Raw genomic sequence first — 23,038 nt, 5'->3', positions numbered from 1 at the left:
CCGGTTCATGATGTTGGTGGCAGTGACCTCAGAATTTTCGTGTTAACTGCAAGTTCAGGCTGAAACTTTCATAGTCATCGACGCCAATGCCATCGTACTCAGCATCAAACTTGATCTCATGACTATCCTGAGAGCTATATATGAAACCCAACTTGGTGGAGGCGCGCCATCCTTCATAGGAAGGTACGACGGTTGCCGCTGTCCCTGTGCTTGCGCTCCAAATGCCTGAAACGCCACCATTTATGGCGAATTTTCCGTCAAAAATGGTCATCTCTTTTTCAAATTCCAGACCAGTCTGCACCTGTGAGACCATGATATCTTGCTTGGAAATTTCATTGCCCGGTGTATCTTTGTAACCGTCTGCAACATCCATAAGATAAGAGGCGTCCACGAAGGGAACCCAGTCCACTTGATAGGCCCGCAAAGAGCCGCTCAGCTGAATTTGGGCCAGTAGCCGAGTTGTAGTAAACGCATCACTGTAGCTTCCCCCTGGGCTAATGTGATTGAACGTTTGGCCAAAGAGAGCTTTGCCCTCCATGTAAAGAGGTTGTTCAAATAGTTGCGCGCCAAAGTATGGCCCGGCAAGCCAACCCACACCGGAGGTTGTCGCCTGCCCTTCTTTACGCTCCAAATAATCCAGCTCAAGCATGCCGCCTACAATTAAGTTGGGTTGCATGTAACCATGCATGCCTATAGCGCTGAACAGATAGAGGCTTTCTCCGCCGCCAGAAAATGTCAGATTGCCGGATAATTGCGTCCATATAGGTAGATTGAACGGCTGGTCAGCGGTGAGTTTCCCGATGGTTCCCGCAGGACCCGCTTTTAACTCAGGTGTTTTCGTTTTCTTCTTTATGAATGCTGTGAGTTTAGGTTGTCGAGAAAGCAGAAGTGTTGCCCGTTCTTGCATGAATTTTGTGATCTGTTCCTCTGTCGTCTGTTTGGTCTTGTCAGCTGATATGACTATATTTGAAGCAAGGTTGGTGTTTCTGAGCAAACCATCTACGCGTCCTTCCGGCAAGAAAAGTTCAACATCCCCAACACCGCTTGTTGTTACCTTGACTTTGAACACTGAGTTGTCTGCATTCGCGCTCAAAATCTCAACACCTGCGTTTTTTGACACAAAATCAGAAGGCTCAAAGCCTGTGATGCTTTGAGAGAATGTCACCTCTAAAATATGAGAGGTGGCCCCGGCGACCTGTTTTGGCAGAGCAGAAAGGGAAACCCTGATCGGATCCCCACGCACAACAACATCAACATAGCGCACTGGAGACAAATTGTTTGCAGCATCAATTGCCTGAATAGATACTTTCCCATTTGTTTGCCCTATTTGTGAAACGACTGCATATCTACCATTTGCATCTGCTTTCGCCTTGGCACTATCGCCTTTGGGAAAACGAACGACAATTTGTGCATTGCGTTCTGCCAGACCAGTCACATGGATGGCATCATCATCCGTGAATGTAATATCGGGCTCAAGTGGCATATCGGGTGCAACCAGATCCTGTACTGTGACTTGGAAACTTTGCCTCAGAGCATCATTGCCGGCATCATCAGTAGCGTCCATGGTGACGACTGTTACACCCAGCGGGAAACTGTAGAGTCCATTGAAAACGGAAGTCCCAATGCGAAAAATAATAGATAGGTTGCTACTGTGATTATCACGGATCTGACCAAGAGTTGTCACATCACGAGAGACTGATGTGTCTCCTGTCGCCACATCTAAAACTATGTCAGAGGGGGGCGTTATCACAGGCAATTCAATGTCTCTTACCCTGACAATAAACTGCTGCTGATCTGCAATATTCCCATCCCCATCCCCATCCGTTGCAGTAATGAGGATGAGGTTGTCACCAATTGGAAAATCAAAAGGGCCAGTAAGTTCTGTCGTTCCCCAAAGGTATCGGGAGGAATAAAAACCTGAGTTATCACTGATATTGACCAGGCTGGTCACATCTACTTCTGCTGTTTGTAACGGAGGCACAGCATCCCGAATTTGCGTGGATGGAACGGTGATAATTGGAGCTTCATCATCTGTGACATGGACATCAAACGATTCCTGAACCGCAGTGTTGCCACTTGTGTCCTGCGCTGTAACCGTGACAGTTGTGCGCCCTATTGAGAAGGCGTAAAGGCCTGTGACGGGCGTTGAGCCAATCAGATGCGTGATCGTTAGTCCACTGGCGACGTTGTCACTCGCTCGACCAATGAGGGTTGGGTTATATGTTGCCGTGGGCTGCCCTGCGTCGGTGTTTAGCGTTACGTCCCGCACATCCAAAATGACAGGGATCTCTCTGTCCTCAACAATGACTTGAAAACTAGTGATGGCCTTATTGCCACTGCTATCTACCGCTTCCACGCGTACATTATTGCTGCCCAATGAAAAGTTGTGTTGGCCGGTTATTTGGGTGCTGCCGAGCCAATAGCTTACAGTAGGGTTGGGATCAACGATATCCGTCGCTGTTGCGCTAGAGCTAACGTCATACGAGGCGGTTTGCTGGCCTGGATCTGTAGGTATTGTGGTATTTGCAGGCGTGGATATGCTCGGTTTTTCATTGTCCTTCACCGTAACGGTAAAGGCCTTGGAATCTGACTTGCGGTCTACATGATCAATAGCACGAACGCTAACCGCTGTTTCTCCCAGCGGGAAAGTATGGCTCCCTGTCACAACAGCGCCGTTGATTTTATATTCCACCCGCGGATTAGGATCTACACTGTCAGTAGCAGTGACGTGGCCTGTGAGTGAAAGAACAACCACGCTTTGTCCAGTTGGGATGTTTCTGCTAATAGCATTGGCGGGCCCTAATACGGGCTTTTTGCTGTCAACGGAGATCGGATTTGTGCTGACGACATGAGCGCTGCTGGTCCCATCACTTGCGAAGCCGCAAACATATTTGCCGTTATCGGACTCGTCGTCTGTTTCAAGATACCAAACTGGGCCAACCCCGTTGTGTCCGTCGGGGCAATCGCTTTGGCTATTAGTAAATCCAATCCAGTCTGTTCGCTGTCCATAAGCACCGGCACCGGATTCAAAAGAAAACCGGGCCCGTTTCACTGTATTAGCGGAAATGTCAGTCATAATCCTGGCGTGGATATTTGTATAATCTGTTGCTTTTAGTTCATATTTATATTCACCGGCACTTACGCCGTTCTCGGCATGGTCCACCACATAAGAAAAACCGTAATATTGATCATCTCTAAAATTACTGTCTGCGCCATTTTGACTTAAGGAGCTTATGTTACTTTCTGCAATATTCAGGCAACTTGCGAGCACAGCTTTGCTTATTGAACTATAGGAACCTGAGCCCAGAGGCCCATAATATGTGCCACCAGCATAATAGAATTGAGGATTTGGAACGGGTGTTTGGATTTGGACAGTTGCATAGGAAGTCGCATGATTAATACTTAAAGTGTAAAAACAACTACCAATTTTGCTGGCAGCATCCTTATTGGTATCTGCAACTGTAAACGCCTTGACTGAAGTAATTCCCAAGCAAAACAAAATGAGAACTGCAAAGAGGATCCATAGCTTGCTGTTTTTAAACGCACTCATAGTTCGGATCACAATTTAATTGAGAGAAAGCGGAACTGCGAAACTGAGACCGAATGAGTGGGGGCACGTCGGGAATTAATTAGACATTCGAAGCCCATATCTTGATCAAGCCTTAAATTAGAAAAACCCAATATAAATTGGTGTTATTGCCTATAAATACGTCTTGATCAGGACAATTAGGTAGTCGGAATACAAAGTAAATGCGGAAATTTTGTAGGTTTTAGCACACGGTATTTGGAGTTTTTTAAGATTGAAACGAGAGAAAAAATAAAGCCTGCCGAATTCGTCCTGTTTGAAACATCACAGTAAAAGCCTGTGATTTTCCACGCCGTGGTAAGCCATCGCAGTTATCAACACGTTTAGGAATCTTGGGCAGTTTATTGGGCTGTAGCCCAGTACACATATGTGCTGAGAGGGCTCTTATCGCCCTCATGGATCTCAGCCATCATCTCTCTTGGACTCATATCAAACTCATCTCTAAACACCTTTGAGAATGTTGAGAGATGTTTGAAACCACATTGGTTGGCAAGCTGACCTATTTCAACACGTTCATGCTGCTGCAAACACTGACGCGCTCGTGTAAGGCGCATTGAACGCAAGTACTTTGTGAAACCACCAACTGGCTCCAAGAGGCGATACAGCGTGCTGCGGGAAACGCCCATCAATTGCGCAAGATCATCATTGCCTAATTCAGAATTTGAAAGATGGTGCCTAAGCAGATTTTTCGCATATAGGCGGCGTAATAGTTCGCCTGACTGTGCCAGAGTTGAATTTCTACTGTCATCAGTTCGCTTTGAAATTAACTGCCCGATCAGATCTGAAACGCAATCAACAATGCTGGAGTATTGATCATCTGTCAGCGCATTGATCTCTGCACCCAAGCTCAGCATTAACTGGCGGATGATCGGCAGGGGAGCCTCATTTCCGCGAAAAACTTGGGTCGCATGACTATGATGCACCGATAGATATTCTTGCATCTTTTCACGAGGGATTATGAGTTTGCAGAGAGTATAATCTGAATGATATGCAGACATAGGCTGTGTAGCATCGTAAAAAACGAGATCACCAACCTCTAGGGAAAATTGACCTTCAGGGGTATTCAGTTCATTACCATCAGCGTGCTGATACAGTTGTAAGCAATACACATCTATGTTGTCTTGTGCAGCGCGTTTTTCAGAACGCTCGACAAAATAATTACCACCAGAAATGACAGCAAGAGTAGAGCTAGGGAGAAACCGCGCACTTACAGAAGCCGAGAAATTCTCAATTGGAGGGCAATAGGCTTTATTAGCAACTTCGCCCGTCACCATCTGGTAAGTCTCGACCCAGTCGTTCCAACCTACGTTAAGTTGACGATGGAATTTGATTGCTTCAGTGTCCATACTTTATAGTAGCTGTAATACACACATTTACAATTATTGATTGTAAATATAAAGATGCTGTAGAAATTGGACTAGTTCGAGCACCACTTATAATTGGAAGTCGTGCTCATGCCATACTCACGGCAAAGCTGCACAACGGGAATGCCACTTTCCCCTGCTTCAATATCGCGATAATTTGAGCATCGTGGAAACGAGATTTCTTCACAAAATCAGACCTCAATAGGAGGCATTTCCATGCCCGTTTCGGCACTAATTCCTAGAGCTATGCTCTTACATTCTTCTTATTTTTTTTGCCGTAAGCATCTGCTCTTTATACTTCTCCAGCTTCTGATCCGTGATCGGAACTTCAGGAAGTAGTCGGTTTGCCGCGTAACGAAGAAATGGTTCAGAGGCAAATGAGGCAAACCTATGCCTGTCTCTTTCAAGTTTCCAACGGGATGAAACAATCTGCCTGGTAAGGGCAGATTTCGCATCCTGTGAAATCTGTTGTTGTTCAAGTTGATAGTAAGCAGCGAGGAAGCGATCGTGGTTTTGCTGGTCAGTATCTGCACTGAGATTGTTGCCGTCTCTAGGGCGCAGCCAATACACAACATCATGAATATAGGCCAGACGATTGGCATTGGCGCTTAATCTGAGGGGGAGCGATTGGTCCTGTATAAATATACGTTCATCTGCTCCTCCAGCTCTTTTCCAGAGCGCAGCTTCCACTAGAAACCCCATGTGCACAATTTGTTTCCTGGCGCAGTAAGTTAGGGGTTCATTTGATACTGTGGTCTGTGCATTGGTTAAAATGCGGCTTGAAGGTTTGTATCCTCTCTTGGACTGGCCAAATACGAGAGGCGCAGCACGGTCTCCAGACATATCCAAGAGGACACGAGTGCTATTTAACGGGAGAAAATCGTCGGCATCTAGAGGGATGAAGTAGCTACCTGAGGCAAACGTGGCAGCTTGATTGATTCTGACGGAAGGGCCAAAATTCCGGTCGTTCTCAATTACTTTTACGCGAGGGTCTCTTTGAGCTTCCGAATTGAGAAACTCTACCGATCTATCTGTCGAACAGTCATCGACAAATATAAACTCTGTCTGGGCGCCCCCCAGTCTTTCTTGTCTTCTAAGGCAATCTAGGGTCTCCGGCAGTTCATTTTCCTTGTTAAACACTGTCACCAGATAACTTATCAAATTCTTCAAGAAACACCCCATTCTAGCCATTTATATCTATTGGGCTATTTTACTTTTTCGCGTTTTTAATCAATTGGTACTGGTAATATTTCGCTATTCTAATGAAGCGTGAGTAGGCATAGTTGTGTGCGTCAATAAAGCCCCACCAACCGTAGATAAATCCTCGCCGGACAATGAAACTTTTTAAAAAGGCTATCGGGAATTCTGTCAGTAACCTAAGCGACGATATATGGCGCCCTTTACTAATCATATGTTGGAGTTGCATTTCGGAATAACGATTGAATTTTTCGACGGAAAATTGGATAGAGGGTTGAGATCTATGATCTACTTTGCCATTCAATTTGGCGATTGTTGCACCCTCAAAAGGCCTTACCGTGTCATGAACGCTGGATGCGGAAAATCGTCCCTTTTCCTTATTGTAAAGGCGGTACTGCCAGTATCCATAGGCCCATTTTTTGGCGGTTTTCTCATGGGGGAAAACGTTCACAATATGGACTTTGTATATGTCTTTTGGAGGTGCGGGATCAAAAAGGGATACTATTTCATCTGCAAGCGAGGGGGTGATGGCTTCATCAGCGTCTATGTTTAAGACCCACGTGTTGCGGCATTGGTCCTCGGCGAAACGTTTTTGCTTCCCGTATCCCTCCCACTGGTTAAAAGTAACTTGTGCTCCTGCTTTTTCCGCAATCGCCACAGTTTGATCTGATGAGCCAGAATCTACAACAATTACCTCATCAACCCAGCTTTTGATGCTGTTGATGGCCGATAGGATACGGTCTTCTTCATTTTTTGTTATAATGAAGGCTGAAACGGGTATTTTTTTTTCAAAGGACATATTCAAATTACGTGTTCTGTTCATCCGCAATAGATATCGAAATACTTATGAGTGTGATTGATGGGGAGTTTAAAGCGCTTTGGTTAACTGTCCTCGTGTAACACATCCTCACTATGTTGCTAATGCAATTTCCTCGGAAGGGTAAGGCTTTTTGTAGGTACCTAGTTCATCCGTATTTTGTTCTTTCGCTCCTTTTTACCCCTAACTTCTCGATAAACAAAGTCGTGTGGCTCGGTAGTTTGTGAAAGCCTCTAAAATCCTGTGGAGTAGCATTTTTTTGCGAAAACAGTTTTGAGACCAGCAACAACTGGACTGCCCTGGGAACGTTGGTGGGACTTTTGTCAGGTTCAGAACCAGAGAACTTTATAGGGCAACACGTTCAACCCTGCGCGACTGGATTAGGGAGTTTACGGATCCTGATTTACTGGCAGGACACATGAGGATGCAAGTAAAGAGCTTGCCATCTGCCTATGAAGAATGAGAACGTCTTCGCTGGGAGCGCGATATGTTCAGTTGAAGCACGGACAAAAAATGGACCAACGGGCATTGCCAACTCAATAATTACAGCCCCTAGGCGCCCGACGTTCGAGCCCGTTTCATGACCCAAATTCACGGAGCTGTCGCATTGGTCAGAGGTTTGCCTCGCTCTAGTAGTTGATGAACAAACGAGCGTTGACGCCGTGGTCCACCGCTTCGTCAGCCAGTAAACCATAGTAGTTGAGATTGAACTGGATGTTGCTGGCAAGGTTGGATTCCAGACCCACTTCGAGCAGAGCCACGTTGCGGGCGATTGGCACGCTGGCAACTGTGAACGGGTTGCCGCTGTCTATGAAGCTTTGGGTGTAATCCAGCGTATCAGCCGTGGAATATTGCCATGCTGCCATACCAACGAAGCGGGTGTCGCCATAAAGATAGTTGGAGAGGTCAAACTCTCCGCGAGTGCCAAGGGTGACGAAGGTAAGGTCGTTTGATTGACTGTCTGCCTTCAGGGCTGCGACGCCGCCTGTTTCATTAAACCCGGGGCCGGAGAGGTAGGCATAAGCGATGCCAGCGAATGGCTCTAGATTGCCGTAGGCGTTGGAGAAGGTGTAGCCGAGCTCCCCAAATACTTGCAAAGAGCCTGCGGACTGATCCGATGTGAGGCGCTCTTCAGGTGCGAAGTTGATATCACGATCGGTGGTGATGCTGTACCACGTGCCTGCAACGCCGCCGCGCAGCTGAACTGCATCAATCGGGTTGATGCTGCTATAAGCACCAACAGTGTAGGTGTCGCTGTCTGACGAAGCGTCGATGGAGCTGATGTTAACAGAAGTCCGGCCAAAGCCAGTGAATACACCCACCTGCATCATGTCGTAGACCGAGGCGTCCACTCCCACGAGCAAGCCGCCGACGCTTCTGCCCGTGGTGCGGGCGTTGCCGTCCGAGAAGAACTCACCCCAGCTGCCATAGACCTGTCCCCACATTGCATAGGGGCCGACGCGGCGGGTGGAGGTGTCCTCATCATCAACCTCATCGGTAAAAGCGCTGTGGGCCTTGTAGAGCCTGTCGTTGACCACCTGACGGACAAAGCGACTGTCGGCCAGCAAAATGGCACGGGTTGAAGCGTTGATCTCGCCCGAGAGCGGATCGAGGAGAGCCCCGATCTGGACGTTAGTGAGCGGAGCCAGTTGAGAGAACAGGTCTCCCGTTTCGTTTGTGGTGTCGAGCGCGGAGGTCACTGCATATTGGTTGCGTGTTGTTGCAAGACTTTCGAAATTGTTGGAGCTGCGAATGAACTGGATGGCCACATCCTCTGGTTCTCCCGGGATGCCGTAGAGCACGTTCACATCTAACATGAACATGTCGTGGCTGACGGATAAGAAGGTGCCGGTGGTTGAAGGGCTGTCAATGATAACAAATTCATCGCCGATGCGGATGGGGTTCGGTCCCATCACCGGGGTGAGGCTAAGAGCAATGTTGGTCAGATCAGCTGAGCCGCCAGCGGCAATCAAGATTTGGTCAACTGAACGACCGCCGGTGCTGGCATCATAGCCGACCTCGATATCCAATGTGCCGCCGGTTGCGGTGGCATCCAAGGTGCCCAGAGTGATGCTGCCGAATGAGGCGCCGGGGGAAATGGTGCCGCCGTTAAGAGAGACCGTTCCGTCTACCGTTCCAAAACCTGCCAGCGTGCCATCGGAGTTGATGGTTAAATCTCCTCCGAGCTCAGAGGTGTCGGCTGAGGATGCTCCGATCTGCAGCGTGCCGCCGTTGATGGTCGTCGTTTGCAGGTCTTTCGTACCATCTGACAGAATAAGTGTACCTGCACCGTCCTTCTCAAAAGTACCTCCGCCTGGAGAAGCGTTCCCCGTCCAGGTGAGGGCAGCGCCAAGGTTCGCTATGTCGATGGCGTTCGCCGCATTGCTTACTTGCAAAGTGGTTGTGTCAACTGCCTCAGCACTTGTACCCAAATAAGACAGTCTGCCACCATTCAAGATGACATTACCGGAACCAATAGCCGAAGTAGAAAAACCTTCCAGACCAACGGAGCCGCTGTCAATTTCGATATCAGCTGAATAACCGGAGTTGTCGCCAAGCAGATTGACTTCTCCTGGACCAGTGAACTTGATTTGATCTGCTCCAGTCAGGCCCGACATGATGTTGATGATGCCAATGCTGTCGGTGGCGCTAACCTCATTGCCCGCGCCAGAAAAAACAACATCGGAAAGTGTAACCGTACTGCCTCCGGTGAATGTCAGGAATGATGAGTTTAATGTGATGGTGCCATTGCCATTGCCGACATTTTCAGCAGAACTGAATCTCAGCTCTGTATCTGTGAGAGATAAATCGCCTGTCCATGAGCCATTTGTGCCGGAAAGTGTGTTGGAGTTCCCGCCGTCGAGTAAAAGGCTCCCGGAGCCAGACAAGTTGGAGGATATCTCAATATCGACAGCAATATCATCGATGTCGATGGTATTGCTGGTGCTGCTGGCGAGCGAAAGATTTGAGAAGTTTACATTCGAAGAACCGGTATAGAGCAAGTTTCCGTTACTTAGAGTGACAGTCCCGCTGCCAAGGCGATCAGAATCAGAGAACACGACGGAACTGTCTTCCTGAACAATAAGCCCGCCGGAAAATGTATTGCTGCCTTGCAGGTCAACCGTGCCGCCGAAACCAATAGTGAGTGCACCTGCTGAGCTGCCGTCAATGATGTTGCCTGTCAGCGTAAGAGTGCGCCCGGCAATGACATCAAGTGTTCCGTCATTGTGCATTTCAAAGTTGTTCGCAATCGAAGTATCTGACCCTGAAACAAAAATCAGGTCGCCACCGTAATAGATGATTGTTCCTGAGCCGATGTTTGCGGCGGCTTCAAACTGGACTGTGCCCTCCGCCAAATCGAGCCCGCCACTAAAGTTACTGCCGGAACCGTCCAGCACCAGCAACCCTGTGCCGAGTTTCTTCAGCCTGCCGGAGCCACTGATATCGTTGTCGATGGCAAGGATATCGCCAGAGCCGACTTCGATGGCGGACGTCCCATCCAGATCAATGAGGTTGGTGATCGTGGCTGTGCTGCCATTGAACGTGAGATGGCCGTTGTTCAGTTCAATTGCGCTGCTGCCAAGATTTAAGCTGCTTGAGAATATAACTTCAGTACCATCGATATCTGTTCCGCCAGTCCACGAATTGTTTCCTGTCAGTGTGGTCGTGCCATTGCCAGCAAAGCGGATGGCTCCGGTGCCGGATATATCTCCAGCGAGAACAAAGTTTCCTGAGGATGTGCTAATGAAGTTGGCGTCACTCGACTCTGGTCCGTCAACGACCAGAATGTCGCCATTGATGGTTGTGCTTCCGATCGCGGTGATACTGCCGCCGGTAAATTCAAACTGCCCATTCCCGGCGGAGTTCGTGGTGATGAATTCGACGTTTGCTCCTTCATCCACGTTCATCTTACCTCGGAACAACTTGTTGTTGGATGTAAGTCGCGTGGTTCCTTCTTCAAAATAGATATCGCCAGCGCCGTCTTCGGAAGAGGCTAATTGAGCAATCAGATGCTCTCCCCCGCTACTGATCGCGTTAAAAACAACTGTTGCACCATTGAAGAAAATTAGATCTCGGGCATCAATTATGCCAGGTGTTGCTGCTGCATTACCGAGTTCTCCGCCGACATTAATCGTCCCGCCGCTGCCAATGACAATGCTGGTTGGCGAAGCAAGGAAACTGCCGTTGTTTGAAAGATTGAGAGTTCCCTGATTTGCAGTAGTCCCAATTTGCAGTGAAAAGACTGAACCGGTTTGCACCATGGAAGCGCTATCAGTGATATTCACAACTCCGTTGGCATTGATCTGTCCAATACCCACGAAGTCGCTGAAGTTAACCGTTTCGGAGTTGGAAATATTTAGCGTTCCGTCAGTCCCAAACCCCACATAAATGCCATTGGTCGCATCTATGATGTCTGGCGGAACGTTTACGGTACCGGTCACAATTTCCTGAGCATTAGCCAAATTGACTGAGAGACCAATCAGGCAGGTAAAAGTGAGACCCGCAAGTGCAGTTGTTCCGAGAAGACACTCGCCGTACCACATTTCAACCCTCACACATTTGCCAGTTACAGCAGTTTTGAGACCGTTGTTCGATCGAGCAAAGTCTTCACGGAGGAACGTACTTAGAATACGTACGACCTCAGCACAGATAATCGCATCAGTAATCTGTTAGGATATCTTCGCGTTACACAAAGTCGCTGCTTTCAATTGAGTAATCATGAGGTGATACGCAATATTTTTTTCACTTCAGTAATAATGATTGAATCGAGTATATGCATCAATAGAGCTTTTATTTGTTAAATAGTATTTAACGGTGATGAATATGTAAATTATGCAGTAATTGATCAGTATAAAATAGTAAAATACTACATTTTTATTGAGCTTAATCTATCCGAAGGTGGTCCTGTTGAACAGGAAAAGCACGCCAGCCTCATTGCCAAGGTTACCATGCTGTCTAAGGTAGTGTCGCAAAGTTTGGTCGATTTGCAGTTTCCTCCTCTTCAGTTTCGAAGAGTTCGCTCCAATTTCACGCTCCAAGGTTTCCTGCTTTGAGCAGCTTAAAAGGTACCCACTATCCTAAAGATGTTACCCTGTATGTGGTGTTTTTCTACGTTCGCTATGCCGTTCCTACCGCGATCTTGAAGAAGTCGTGGAGGAACGGGGTGTTGAGGTTGATCAGGCCACCCTTAATCGCTGGGGTGTGAAGTACGCGCCGCTGATTGCAGTAGAGGCCCGAAAATAAAAACGCAAAGTGGACACCTCTTGGCGGAAGGACAAGACGTATATCAAGATTAAGGGCGAATGGGTGTACCTGTATCGTACCCTTGATGAGCATGGGGATACCGTTGATTTTATGCTCTCAACGACCCGCGATGAGGCTGCGGCTACGACTTTTTTTGAAAACGCTATTGGCAGCAATCGCCTGCCGGAGAAAGTTGTCATGGACAAGAGCGGAGCCAATCGTGCTGGGCTGACAAATATCAATTTTTATTTGCTCCTCACAGGCAACTGGCGGGCGTTCATCGACATCCTTCAGGTCAAAGACTTCAACAGGATCATTGAGCAGGACCAACGGTTCATCAAGTGGTTAACCGGACCGACTATGGGGTTTAAGGCCTTCCACTCTGCCAAGGCCACGTTGTGTGTCACGAAGTCTCTTCGGAGACGAACTGTGTGTAAGATGAGGGTAGGCCCCTCGGAACCGTCTTTCAGGAGGAGGTTCCAAACCACCTTAAGCTGCTGTGGTTAAGAGCCATGGTGGTGAGCGTTAAGGAAAAGGCATTCTAGAAATGTCAGGTGCGTATCAAAGGAGGCGAACGCAAGTGAACCGTTGATGAGGTGTCGAAATGGCTAGATGATGTCAAAACCAGCTACAAGTGGGTAGTTGGGATTAGTTCAGCGGCTACCTGATTACTGGCTGAGCGGCATCCGGCATAAAGACGGCGCGACCTTGATACAGGCTTATGCACGGAACGTGAGAACCTGTCGTCCGGGTGCTAAGGGAGAAGCTCAAGCAGAGGACCTGCAAGAGCCTGAGTACCAAGACCGGGCACAGGGGCGGAGCAGTCCGTAGTAGTGAGGAAAGGTCTTTAATGGACCCGGAGCGAAGGGGCTGCCCTGTTCAGTGGAAATTATTAAACAACCGGCAACGGGATGACTTAATGACAAACACAAAGCCCTTCGATGTTTCCAAACAGCTTGTCTGGGAAGCGTGGAAGCGAGTTAAAGCCAATAGAGGAACCTATGGGATTGATCTTGTAAGCTTGGAAGAGTTTGAGGCTGATCTGCCGAAGAACTTGTACAAGATATGGAATCGGATGTCGTCAGGTTCCTATTTTCCGCCTGCTGTTCGCAGGGTGGATATACCCAAAGATGATGGCCGCACACGACCCCTTGGCATTCCCACAGTGGGAGACCGGGTGGCTCAAACGGTTGTCAAACTGGTGTTGGAACCGCAGATTGATCCAATCTTCCATCCCAATTCCTATGCTTACCGGCCTGGAAAGTCAGCAATCGATGCTGTTGGCCAGACCCGGCAGCGCTGCTGGAAGTATAACTGGGTGGTGGATCTGGATATAATGGGGTTCTTCGATACCCTTCATCATGATCTCCTGATGAAGGCAGTCAAGAAACACACCCAGAACAAGTGGGTGCTGCTTTACATCGAGAGATGGCTGAAAGCGCCTGTTGTCTATCCCGATGGAACAACAGAAAGCAGAACTGTCGGTACGCCACAAGGTGGTGTTGTAAGCCCCTTGCTGGCAAACCTGTTTCTGCACTATGCGCTCGATGTCTGGGTAAGCCGTCACTTTCCGCAGGTTCGTTTTGAACGGTATGCGGATGATGGCGTCTACCATTGTGCTTCTCAAGGTGAAGCGGAAACACTATTGGAAGCGTTAGAGCAACGCTTGAAGGAATGCCACTTATCCCTCCACCCGCAGAAAACTAAGATTGTTTACTGTAAGGATAGATACCGTAAGGGAGCCTATCCTGAGATCAGTTTTGACTTTCTAGGCTTCACCTTCCGGCCAAGACGGGTCATGCCAAAGCATGGAATGGTATCCATTGGATATACACCTGCACTTAGTCGCAAGGCTCTTAAACGGATCGGTACGGTCATCAGGAAGTGGAAACTTCAAAGATGGAGCGGGCGTTCTATTGAAGATATTGCGCGTGTGCTGAACCCGGTTGTGGCTGGGTGGATAGGGTACTATGGACATTTCGGCAGGCGGGAACTCTCTCGCATTTATAACTTGCTCGAATTTGCGCTGATCAGATGGGCTCGGCAGAAATATAAGAAGCTGCGACGTAGTTACCGACAGAGCAAAGCATTCATTGGGCGGTTGCGTAAGCAATCCCCAGAGTTGCTTGTGCATTGGAAACTGTATCGCTTTGGCTGAACAGGAAGAGCCGTATGAGCTGAGAGGTTCACGTACGGTTCTGTGAGAGGCTGGGGGTGAAATCCCCCCGGCCTACTCGACTGATGGTATTGAAACCGCCGACATCATTAGAAAAGGCCAACTGGGGCAGCAATGCGTTCCTGCATACCGTCAGTTCATGGTGCTCGCGGGATAATTGTATCTACGTCATAGGCGCATTGCGCCCAAACAAAAACTTTGCGACACAACCTCTGCACGTCGCTAAAATGAAATTTTTTCATCAAGTCGGTCTTCAATATGAGGCAACTTCATCTCCATTTTTAAACTCGATTAAATATCGGGGAGGGATTACCACTCGAGCGAAAAGAAATTTCCAGATTAAGTCCTTCACTGATCGAATAAACCACTGATATTCAACTAGTTCTTGCAAAGTTTTCGCAAAAAGTAGAAAAAGATTCTACATATTGCTGGGAAGGGATGTTTCATGAGTGTTGCGGCGACAAGCTGGATTGATCAGTTTCGGGGGCTTTCACAGCTTAAAAGCCATATCCGCGAAATCTTGATCAACCGCAGTACGATTGTGTCGGTTCCCAAAGATACGGTGATTTTCGGACCCGGTAAAGCGCCGGAAAACCTGCTCCTTCTGCTTTCCGGTTGCGTACGTGTGCAACAGCTCTCCGAGGGTGGCCGCGAAATCATTCTCTACCGCGTTCATGCAGGAGAAAGCTGCGTACTGACCACGGCTTGCCTGCTGGCCTATGAGGATTACTCGGCTGAGGGCATTGCTGAGACTGATGTGCAGGCGGTAGCTATTCCGCGGTTGGTGTTTGATGATTTGATCGCCCAGTCCGAAACCTTCCGCCGCTTCGTGTTCTCCGCCTATTCCAAACGTATCACCGATCTGTTCCTCGTGATTGAAGAGATCGCGTTCCAGCGCATGGATATTCGCCTAGCGCAAAAGCTGATTGAGCTGGCTGGCGAGGGCAATACAGTTGCGACAACACACCAGCAAATGGCAGCGGAACTGGGCACTGCCCGCGAAGTGATCTCCCGTCAACTTCGCGAATTCCAACGCCGCGACTGGGTCACGCAATCCCGCGGAGCTGTGGAGCTTATCGACCGGGCAGGGTTAGAGAAGTTGGCCGCGACTGAAGTTTGAGGTGAGAGTGGCGCGTTATTTCAACGTAACGCGGGGGTCTCTGGCGATCCAGTTCATGACCTCCTCTCGTTCGCCTGTGTAATTATGGTTCCTGCGCGCCTCTTCGCACTCAATGTGATTGGTGTTGGTTGGCGTTACAAAAAAGTCAAAACCGTAGATGTTGATCTGGTCATATCCTCCCAGTTCTTCAAGCAGGCACAATAACCGAAAGCCAGTGCTAGGCTTCCAGTTTATACGAGCGTGATAGCGACTGAGTTGGCTTTTTTGCAGGAGGTAAACCAGTCCTGTGTGATGGGAGAGCCATTTGGGCAGAGAGAACACCTTGCTGGCGTGGGTCCAAATAACGCGTTGAATTCTTTTGGAACAAACGAAACCCTTGGGGAATTCCTGACATGTCACAACCCAGGATATCTTTTGGCCATGGGTGCGGGTGTGAGGAATGACGCAGCGATTCAGACGCATAACCAGATCGTGCTGATCTATTTCTGACCCATGATTCCCTGCACTAAGCGATTGGGCGTTGCCAACAACGGCAATCCGCTTGCCAGCGATGTCTTTCCGCAATTCAGCGGTTGAAACATAGCCTTCAAATAGTCTGCGCTTGAGCACAGCGAGGACGTGCTTGCGTTTGGATATTGAATTGGCCAGCCTACGCTTACGATACACGCGCTTTAAGCTGCTGCGCGCGTCCTCAGAAAGTGGCCATGTAACATAGAATTGCTCGTCGTTCGAGGTGCTGCGGAAGGTCTCAATATACTCAAAAAACCCGGTGAGTTTTTGTATCCACCATGGCGAGGGTCGTACGGTGCAATGGGCGTTGGATCCGTCAGGTAAGATGGCGGCGGCATGTACTGTGGGTATATGGAAGATCACTTTATCTGATTTGCTTTTTATATCTGCCAGCACAGAATCCAGTTCCGTTTCGGGTACATGCTCCAGAACATCTGTGTTGAGAACGAGATCAAACCGGCCTTGCGTAATCCGGCTATATTCCTCAATGCAAGGATCATAGCGATGGGCTTTGCAGTGCAGCTTGCCTGCAACCTCTTCCACCAGCGAACTTTTACCACATCCATAATCGAGAATTGTTTCAGGTTTTGCATCTGCTGCGATGGGGAGAATGATATCTAACAGAAGTGAAGAGGATGAACCGTAACCCGGACTGATCATGTGAAGCTCAGCATACAAGTTTTTGTTCTGAACAGTTACCTCGGTCAAATTCGTCTCCCAGAACTGGTGAGCGTGCGGATTAGTGAAAGGCCTGCTCAGCCAAATGGATTGGCTCACCAACGCTCAAGTTTATGGTTCCCTAGCTTAACCTCTTAAAGCTGATCGCGAACCTGCCAATAATCTGGGAGAGACAAAAACCTCTCACAAATCTACGTTTGCGCGAAGATAGAAACGGTTTGTGGGAGATACCTAACTCGTTGCATTTAAAAGCTATATCTAGTGCACAGTGCCACAAACACATTTTCCTCTCACTCTTTTGGTAGGGAGAAGAAACATTAGAATTTTTCCAAGTTTGGTGACTTCGTCACTGAAGCCTCGTTAAAGAGCAGATATCCGTTGTGCCACGTACCTGGAGGACGAGACATGACTGCTAACGTCGGAAACATCGATCGCATTTTTCGCTTCATTCTTGGCATCGTGCTGATTGCACTGCCATTTGCCACGAGTTTCGCGTTGTTTGCGCAGCCACTCTTCTTTTTCGGCTCCATTGGTGTTGGCGCTGTAATGCTTTTGGTGTCTGTGATGCGGGTCTGCCCTCTCTACTCAATCTTTGGGATTAAGACCTGCCGGACCTAAGTGATCGCGCAGGCGGTTGAATTTAAAACATAAAATAATGCACAGTCCCATCGACCGCCTTGCGCGCACTTTTTGATACTTGAGGAAATAATGACGGATTACCCAGTGAATATGGCTGTTAAGCCGGATGTAAAAGCATTTTTTGACCCGGCAACAAACACAATCAGCTATGTGGTGAAAGATCCTGCATCGGATGCTGTTGCTGTCATCGATTCCGTTATGGACATCGAGTACGCAGCCGGTCGCATCACCTATGACAATGCAGATGAAATCATCGCCTATGTTCAGGGTAATAACCTGAGTGTGGAATGGTTGATTGAAACCCATGTTCATGCAGACCATCTGTCGGCAGCACCTTACATTCAAGGAAAGTTAGGCGGCAAGATCGGTATTGGTGAGAACATCAAGATCGTTCAGGAAGTTTTTGGGAAGGTTTTCAACGAAAGCACTGAATTCCAGCGCGACGGCAGCCAGTTTGATCAGTTGTTCAAGGATGGTGATAGCTACCAGATTGGCGAGATGACGGTTGTTACTCTGCACACTCCCGGTCACACCCCGGCTTGCATGGTGCATGTGATGGGTGATGTCGCGTTTGTGGGTGATACCCTGTTTATGCCGGATGGTGGCTCGGCTCGGGCTGATTTCCCCGGTGGTGATGCTGCTGTGCTGTACGACAGCATTCAGAAGGTGCTTTCTCTTCCTGACGAAATGCGTTTGTTCATGTGCCACGATTACGGGCCAAATGGCCGCAACATTGAGTGGGAAACCACCGTTGGGGCAGAAAAAGAGCACAACATTCACGTTGGCCGAGGGCATTCGCGCGACGATTTCATCAGATTCCGCACTGAACGTGATGCACAGTTGGCTGTGCCAAAGCTTATCATTCCATCTTTGCAGGTGAATATGCGTGCTGGCGAAGTGCCGACGGATAAGGATGGGAATCCTGTGCTTAAGGTACCAGTTAACGCACTTTAATAGGATTGTCTTGAGGGGGGGGCATTACTATGGATATTAGAAGTATTTCTGCGACACTTTCTGTGAGTCCGCAAATTTCTGCTGATGACTTACAAAAAATTGCCGATCTTGGCTTTCGCACAATTGTTTGCAACCGTCCGGACGGGGAAGGTGCAGATCAGCCAGTTTTTGATGAAATCGAAGCCGTAGCGAAAAAATTGGGATTGGAAACCCGTTACTTGCCTGTTGTTTCCGGCAAGGTGATGGATGAGGATGCCGTTGCTTTTGGAACCATGATGCAGGAAGTTCCTAAGCCGGTTCTGGCGTACTGCCGCACTGGTACACGCTGCGCAACGCTGTGGTCGCTCAGCCAGTCTGATGCCTTGAGTGTTGCGGATATTCTAGCTGCCACCAAATCCGCTGGTTATGACATGGCAGGCGTTGTGCGCCGCATTGCCAATGGCGGTAAAACGCCAACGGATCGTGCTGATGCGTCGTACGATGTTGTGATCGTTGGCGGCGGGGCGGCCGGTATTGCTGTGGCCGCCAGTTTAAAATCCCGCAAAAGCGATCTTGAAATCGCGGTGATTGATCCCGCTGATATTCACTACTATCAACCGGGCTGGACCATGGTCGGTGGTGGCATATTCACGCCCGCCCAAACCGCCAAAACCATGGGCTCTCTTATTCCGCGCGGTGTTCATTGGCTCAAGTCAGCCGTGGCCGCGTTTGAACCGCAGGACAATGCGGTCATTTTAGATGGGTGCCGTGTTGTAAAGTACAAACGCCTTGTTGTGTGTCCGGGCCTCAAGCTGGATTGGCACAAGGTGGAAGGCTTGGTGGAAACGCTCGGCAAACACGGCGTTACCTCCAATTACCGGTATGATCTGGCGCCTTATACGTGGGATCTGGTGAGCAAAATGAAGGAGGGCCGCGCGCTCTTCACGCAGCCACCAATGCCGATTAAATGCGCGGGCGCACCACAAAAAGCCCTGTATCTCTCGGGTGATCACTGGCGCAGACAAGGCGTGCTGAAGAACATCGACATCCAGTTCCACAACGCGGGTGGTGTGTTGTTTGGCGTGAAGGAATACGTGCCTGCACTGGAAAAATACATCAAACGGTACAATGCAGATCTGAACTTCTTCAACAATCTGGTTGCCATTGATGGCCCTGCAAAAAAAGCCTGGTTTGATGTTGCAAAACCGGACACTCCGGTGGAACGGGTTGAAGTGGAGTTCGACATGATCCACGTCTGCCCACCCCAAATCGCACCGGACTTTATCCGCGTTTCTCCGCTGGCTGATGCTGCTGGATGGGTGGATGTTGACAAAGCCACACTGCGCCATAAATCCTACGACAACATCTGGTCTCTGGGGGACGTGATGAATGCGCCAAATGCGAAGACAGCTGCCGCAGCCCGTATGCAAGCGCCAATCATCGCGGACAATCTGGTCGCAGATATCGAGGGCCGTTCTGCACCTGCTGAATACAATGGCTATGGCTCCTGTCCGCTGACTGTTGAACGCGGCAAGATCGTTTTGGCGGAATTCGGGTACGGTGGAACTCTGCTGCCAAGTTTCCCGAAATGGCTGATCGACGGCACGCAACCAACCCGTGCCGCATGGTTTCTGAAGGAACAGATTTTACCTCCGGTTTATTGGAGGGCGATGCTGCGCGGCAAAGAGTGGATGGCAAAACCTGAGAAAGTTAGCGCTAGCTAAAATACACATGTGCAACCATCGTTAAAATGCTAATACATGTCCGGGGATGCGGTCCCCCGATTACTCAAAGTACTTTAAGGGCAGATCTATGTTCTCCTCGGCCTTTCGGCGTTACCTGCCCGTTCTTGATTGGGGCAGAAACTATAATAAAGACAGTTTCTCCAATGATATGATTGCAGCCGTGATTGTGACGATCATGCTGATCCCGCAATCTCTCGCTTATGCTCTACTTGCTGGTTTGCCACCGGAAATGGGGCTTTACGCCTCGATCCTGCCCATTATTCTTTATGCGATTTTTGGAACCAGCCGCGCGTTGGCCGTTGGGCCAGTTGCTGTTGTTTCGCTTATGACGGCCGCTTCCATTGGCCAGATTGCTGAAAGCGGAACAGCGGGTTACGCAATTGCAGCGCTTACCCTCGCCATGCTTTCCGGCGGTATCTTACTGTTGATGGGCGTGTTCCGGCTTGGGTTTCTTGCCAATTTCCTATCGCATCCCGTTATTGCGGGCTTTATCACGGCATCCGGTGTTTTGATCGCCAGCAGCCAGCTCAAACATATTCTGGGTGTGGATGCAAAAGGCCATACGCTGGTTGAGATTGTGATCTCCATCGGCTCGCATCTGGGCGAGGTCAACTGGGTTACGCTGGTGATTGGTGTCTGTGCCACCGCGTTTCTGTTCTGGGTTCGCAAAGGGCTCAAACCCCTGCTGTTAGGCATGGGTGCAAAACCCCGCGTTGCAGATGTCATCACCAAAGCTGGCCCGGTTGCTGCTGTTGTTGTTACCACTGCTGTTGTCTGGTTGCTGGGGTTGGAGCAGTCTGGCGTGAAGATTGTTGGTGCTGTACCGCAGAGCCTGCCACCGCTAACCATGCCTAGTTTTTCCAGTGAGTTGTTGGGTTCGCTGTTCGTGCCCGCCTTGCTGATTTCCGTCATCGGTTTTGTGGAATCTGTATCTGTGGCGCAAACTCTGGCTGCAAAAAAGCGCCAGCGTATTGACCCGGATCAGGAACTGATTGGCCTTGGTGCCGCAAACCTTGGCGCAGCGTTCACCGGAGGCTTTCCAGTTACGGGCGGATTTTCCCGTTCCGTGGTGAACTTTGATGCAGGGGCTGAAACCCCAGCAGCAGGCGCTTATACGGCGGTTGGTCTGGCCATTGCAGCTGTCTCCTTAACACCGCTGATTTTCTTTCTCCCGAAGGCAACGCTCGCCGCGACAATCATTGTTGCTGTGCTTTCCCTCGTGAATTTCAGCATTCTCAAACACAGCTGGAACTACTCCAAATCTGACTTTACGGCTGTTTCAGCAACCATTCTGCTGACCCTTGGCTTTGGCGTTGAAACAGGTGTTTCTGCCGGTGTGCTCCTGTCTATTGGTCTCTACCTCTACAAAACCTCTCGTCCACATATTGCCGAGGTTGGCCTTGTGCCGGGCACTGAGCATTTCCGCAATATCAACCGCCATGAGGTGCTGACAAAGCCGGAAATGCTGACCATTCGCATTGACGAGAGCCTCTACTTTGCCAACGCTCGTTTTCTGGAAGATTACATCTACGACCGCGCGGTGGGCGATGAAGCGCTTCAGCATGTGGTGCTGCAATGCTCTGCGGTGAATGAGGTGGATCTGAGCGCGCTGGAATCTCTGGAAGCGATCAATCACCGCCTCGAAGATGCAGGCATTAAACTGCACTTATCTGAGGTGAAAGGTCCCGTTATGGATCGCCTGAAACGCTCGCATTTCCTTGAGGATCTGACGGGGCAAGTATTCCTCTCTCAATTCCACGCACAGGAAGAGCTGGCGCCGCTCACAAGCTCACCAGTTGAAAAAGCATCTGCCTGACAATCCCCCAACTCAGGCAGACCTAAGAAAACCCCGTGGTGGATGCCGCGGGGTTTTTGCTGTTTGCCAAGTGCCTTGATAAAATCTGACCTCCCCAGAGACAATTGCTAGGTGTCCGGAACCCTGACGGCAGGTGTAAGCTGATAGGCGACCGAGTTGTTTTCGCACTCATTTGAGTAGGCCAGCATATCCATGAAAACTGTAGAAACGCATCAGCTTCAAAAAGGGGCTGCGGGTTGGTTTTTGTTGGCGACACTGGGTGTTTCCAACGTGATCTCCGGTAGTTTCGCGGGTTGGAACTATGTCCTTTCTGGTCCTGAGTGGGTTTTTGATCCTATTCATTGTACCGGGCGCGGCAACCGCGAGCGCAGTTGGCACCTTTGGCGCACCCTTGGTGGATGCCTTGCACTACGTTTATGGCAGGCGGTCTTTTGTCAGCAGCTTTGTGAATCTAGTGGGGCTTGCTGGACTGATTGCCTCGTTTTTCTCTATCATTTTTGGCTATAGCCGGCTGGTGTATTCCATGTCACGAGAAGGGTATTTGCCCCGTTTTATGTCCTCAGTGAGTTCCCGAAAAGTGCCCCATTGGGCCTTGATCATTCCGGGCGTAATCGGATTTCTGTGCTCCTTGTCTGGGGAGGGGGGCAGGATGATCAACATTGCCGTGGTTGGAGCAACCCTTTCCTACGCTTTGCAGAGCATTAGTTACATTCTTCTGAAGAGAAAACACGCAGATTTGAACCGCCCTTATAAAGCACCGGGCGGCTCTATGACGGCAAGCGTATCCATAGTACTCGCGATACTGGCGCTAACGTCGTGCTTTGCTTATGACCTGACTGCTACGTTTTTTGCGCTAGGTTTTTTTGCGGCAGGCACACTCTACTATCCATTTTCAGTAGGGCCGAGATTGAAGCTTCAGGATTGAAAGTAATGCCCCTGAAATCGCTTGAGTTACAAATAGAGCTAGTATTGCCCCACATTGAGGGCTGATTTGATGAAAAAATTTGGTTTCAACGGCGCGTCGATTATTAGGCTTTTAGAACAGGGAGAAAGCGGCTTCCTATTACAAATGTCGCTCGAAGTATGATGGCCTTGAAGCGCCAATGATCCTGACGATGAAGCAGGCGGAGGATGAGCTGCGCCAGTTCAAGAAAATGTACGCGAGCCCAGCTCACAAAACGAACTTTTGAAAACTGAGCTCTTGGAAAAAAAG

The 23,038-nt window shown here is 49.3% G+C and carries 13 protein-coding genes and 2 pseudogenes; 8 read left to right on the top strand and 7 right to left on the bottom strand.

Annotated elements, in window-relative coordinates; all coding sequences use genetic code 11:
* Positions 1–28 precede the first annotated feature (28 nt).
* The 6 genes and pseudogenes from BLS62_RS28170 to BLS62_RS28150 all read right to left on the bottom strand — a co-directional run bounded on the left by BLS62_RS28170 (position 29) and on the right by BLS62_RS28150 (position 11,508).
* Positions 29–3,076, bottom strand: a complete 3,048-nt coding sequence (locus tag BLS62_RS28170; protein ID WP_143521628.1) for an Ig-like domain-containing protein — start codon at positions 3,074–3,076, stop codon at positions 29–31.
* Between the two features lie 851 nt (positions 3,077–3,927).
* The gene (locus BLS62_RS28165) at positions 3,928–4,932 is read right to left on the bottom strand and encodes an AraC family transcriptional regulator (protein ID WP_093190261.1); all 1,005 of its coding nucleotides are present in this window, start codon (positions 4,930–4,932) and stop codon (positions 3,928–3,930) included.
* A 77-nt stretch (positions 4,933–5,009) separates the two neighbouring features.
* Positions 5,010–5,137 (bottom strand): annotated as a pseudogene (locus BLS62_RS32395) (transposase); the annotation flags it as partial.
* Positions 5,138–5,202: 65 nt separating this feature from the next.
* Positions 5,203–6,120 carry a glycosyltransferase family 2 protein gene (locus tag BLS62_RS28160; protein WP_093191687.1) on the bottom strand — a complete coding sequence of 306 codons (918 nt, stop codon included), beginning with the start codon at positions 6,118–6,120 and terminating at the stop codon, positions 5,203–5,205.
* Between the two features lie 40 nt (positions 6,121–6,160).
* Positions 6,161–6,946 carry a glycosyltransferase family 2 protein gene (locus tag BLS62_RS28155; protein ID WP_093190259.1) on the bottom strand — a complete coding sequence of 262 codons (786 nt, stop codon included), beginning with the start codon at positions 6,944–6,946 and terminating at the stop codon, positions 6,161–6,163.
* A gap of 647 nt (positions 6,947–7,593) precedes the next feature.
* On the bottom strand, positions 7,594–11,508 hold the full coding sequence (locus BLS62_RS28150) for an autotransporter domain-containing protein (RefSeq protein WP_093190256.1): 3,915 nt from the start codon (positions 11,506–11,508) through the stop codon (positions 7,594–7,596).
* A 506-nt stretch (positions 11,509–12,014) separates the two neighbouring features.
* Between BLS62_RS28150 and BLS62_RS28145 the strand changes: the two are divergent.
* From BLS62_RS28145 to BLS62_RS28135, 3 genes and pseudogenes are all read left to right on the top strand, one after another.
* A pseudogene (locus BLS62_RS28145) lies at positions 12,015–12,607 on the top strand (IS6 family transposase); the annotation flags it as partial.
* A gap of 520 nt (positions 12,608–13,127) precedes the next feature.
* Positions 13,128–14,366 carry a group II intron reverse transcriptase/maturase gene (gene ltrA / locus BLS62_RS28140; RefSeq protein ID WP_200798628.1) on the top strand — a complete coding sequence of 413 codons (1,239 nt, stop codon included), beginning with the start codon at positions 13,128–13,130 and terminating at the stop codon, positions 14,364–14,366.
* A 463-nt stretch (positions 14,367–14,829) separates the two neighbouring features.
* On the top strand, positions 14,830–15,504 hold the full coding sequence (locus BLS62_RS28135) for a Crp/Fnr family transcriptional regulator (RefSeq protein WP_093190251.1): 675 nt from the start codon (positions 14,830–14,832) through the stop codon (positions 15,502–15,504).
* Between the two features lie 15 nt (positions 15,505–15,519).
* On the opposite strand, the gene BLS62_RS28130 is transcribed toward BLS62_RS28135, so the two are convergent.
* The gene (locus BLS62_RS28130) at positions 15,520–16,722 is read right to left on the bottom strand and encodes a glycosyltransferase family 29 protein (protein WP_208991276.1); all 1,203 of its coding nucleotides are present in this window, start codon (positions 16,720–16,722) and stop codon (positions 15,520–15,522) included.
* A gap of 375 nt (positions 16,723–17,097) precedes the next feature.
* Here BLS62_RS28130 and BLS62_RS28125 point away from each other — a divergent pair, with 375 nt between their 5' ends.
* From BLS62_RS28125 to BLS62_RS28105, 5 genes are all read left to right on the top strand, one after another.
* Positions 17,098–17,310 (top strand): YgaP family membrane protein, encoded by a 213-nt coding sequence (locus BLS62_RS28125; RefSeq protein ID WP_093190248.1) that lies wholly within the window; start codon positions 17,098–17,100, stop codon positions 17,308–17,310.
* A 90-nt stretch (positions 17,311–17,400) separates the two neighbouring features.
* Positions 17,401–18,285: an MBL fold metallo-hydrolase gene (locus BLS62_RS28120; RefSeq protein ID WP_093190246.1), complete on the top strand. Its 885-nt coding sequence runs from the start codon at positions 17,401–17,403 to the stop codon at positions 18,283–18,285.
* Positions 18,286–18,314: 29 nt separating this feature from the next.
* A complete protein-coding gene (locus BLS62_RS28115; RefSeq protein WP_093190244.1) occupies positions 18,315–19,988 on the top strand; it encodes a bifunctional protein tyrosine phosphatase family protein/NAD(P)/FAD-dependent oxidoreductase in 1,674 nt (557 codons plus the stop codon).
* Positions 19,989–20,076: 88 nt separating this feature from the next.
* A complete protein-coding gene (gene sulP, locus BLS62_RS28110; protein WP_093190242.1) occupies positions 20,077–21,825 on the top strand; it encodes a SulP family inorganic anion transporter in 1,749 nt (582 codons plus the stop codon).
* Positions 21,826–22,126: 301 nt separating this feature from the next.
* Positions 22,127–22,750: an amino acid permease gene (locus tag BLS62_RS28105; protein ID WP_093190240.1), complete on the top strand. Its 624-nt coding sequence runs from the start codon at positions 22,127–22,129 to the stop codon at positions 22,748–22,750.
* Positions 22,751–23,038 lie beyond the last annotated feature (288 nt).

It is taken from the genome of Pseudovibrio sp. Tun.PSC04-5.I4 (genome assembly GCF_900104145.1).
Classification (GTDB): Bacteria; Pseudomonadota; Alphaproteobacteria; order Rhizobiales; family Stappiaceae; genus Pseudovibrio.
This window is presented reverse-complemented; position numbering and strand designations above follow the sequence as displayed.

Excerpts from the sequence above, each read along its gene's own strand:
- BLS62_RS28170 (WP_143521628.1), bottom strand. The coding sequence starts at position 3,076 with ATGACTGACATTTCCGCTAATACAGTGAAACGGGCCCGGTTTTCTTTT.
- BLS62_RS28165 (WP_093190261.1), bottom strand. The coding sequence starts at position 4,932 with ATGGACACTGAAGCAATCAAATTCCATCGTCAACTTAACGTAGGTTGG.
- BLS62_RS28155 (WP_093190259.1), bottom strand. The coding sequence starts at position 6,946 with ATGTCCTTTGAAAAAAAAATACCCGTTTCAGCCTTCATTATAACAAAA.
- BLS62_RS28150 (WP_093190256.1), bottom strand. The coding sequence starts at position 11,508 with ATGTGGTACGGCGAGTGTCTTCTCGGAACAACTGCACTTGCGGGTCTC.
- ltrA (WP_200798628.1), top strand. The coding sequence starts at position 13,128 with ATGACAAACACAAAGCCCTTCGATGTTTCCAAACAGCTTGTCTGGGAA.
- BLS62_RS28135 (WP_093190251.1), top strand. The coding sequence starts at position 14,830 with ATGAGTGTTGCGGCGACAAGCTGGATTGATCAGTTTCGGGGGCTTTCA.
- BLS62_RS28125 (WP_093190248.1), top strand. The coding sequence starts at position 17,098 with ATGACTGCTAACGTCGGAAACATCGATCGCATTTTTCGCTTCATTCTT.
- BLS62_RS28120 (WP_093190246.1), top strand. The coding sequence starts at position 17,401 with ATGACGGATTACCCAGTGAATATGGCTGTTAAGCCGGATGTAAAAGCA.
- BLS62_RS28115 (WP_093190244.1), top strand. The coding sequence starts at position 18,315 with ATGGATATTAGAAGTATTTCTGCGACACTTTCTGTGAGTCCGCAAATT.
- sulP (WP_093190242.1), top strand. The coding sequence starts at position 20,077 with ATGTTCTCCTCGGCCTTTCGGCGTTACCTGCCCGTTCTTGATTGGGGC.
- BLS62_RS28105 (WP_093190240.1), top strand. The coding sequence starts at position 22,127 with ATGTCCTTTCTGGTCCTGAGTGGGTTTTTGATCCTATTCATTGTACCG.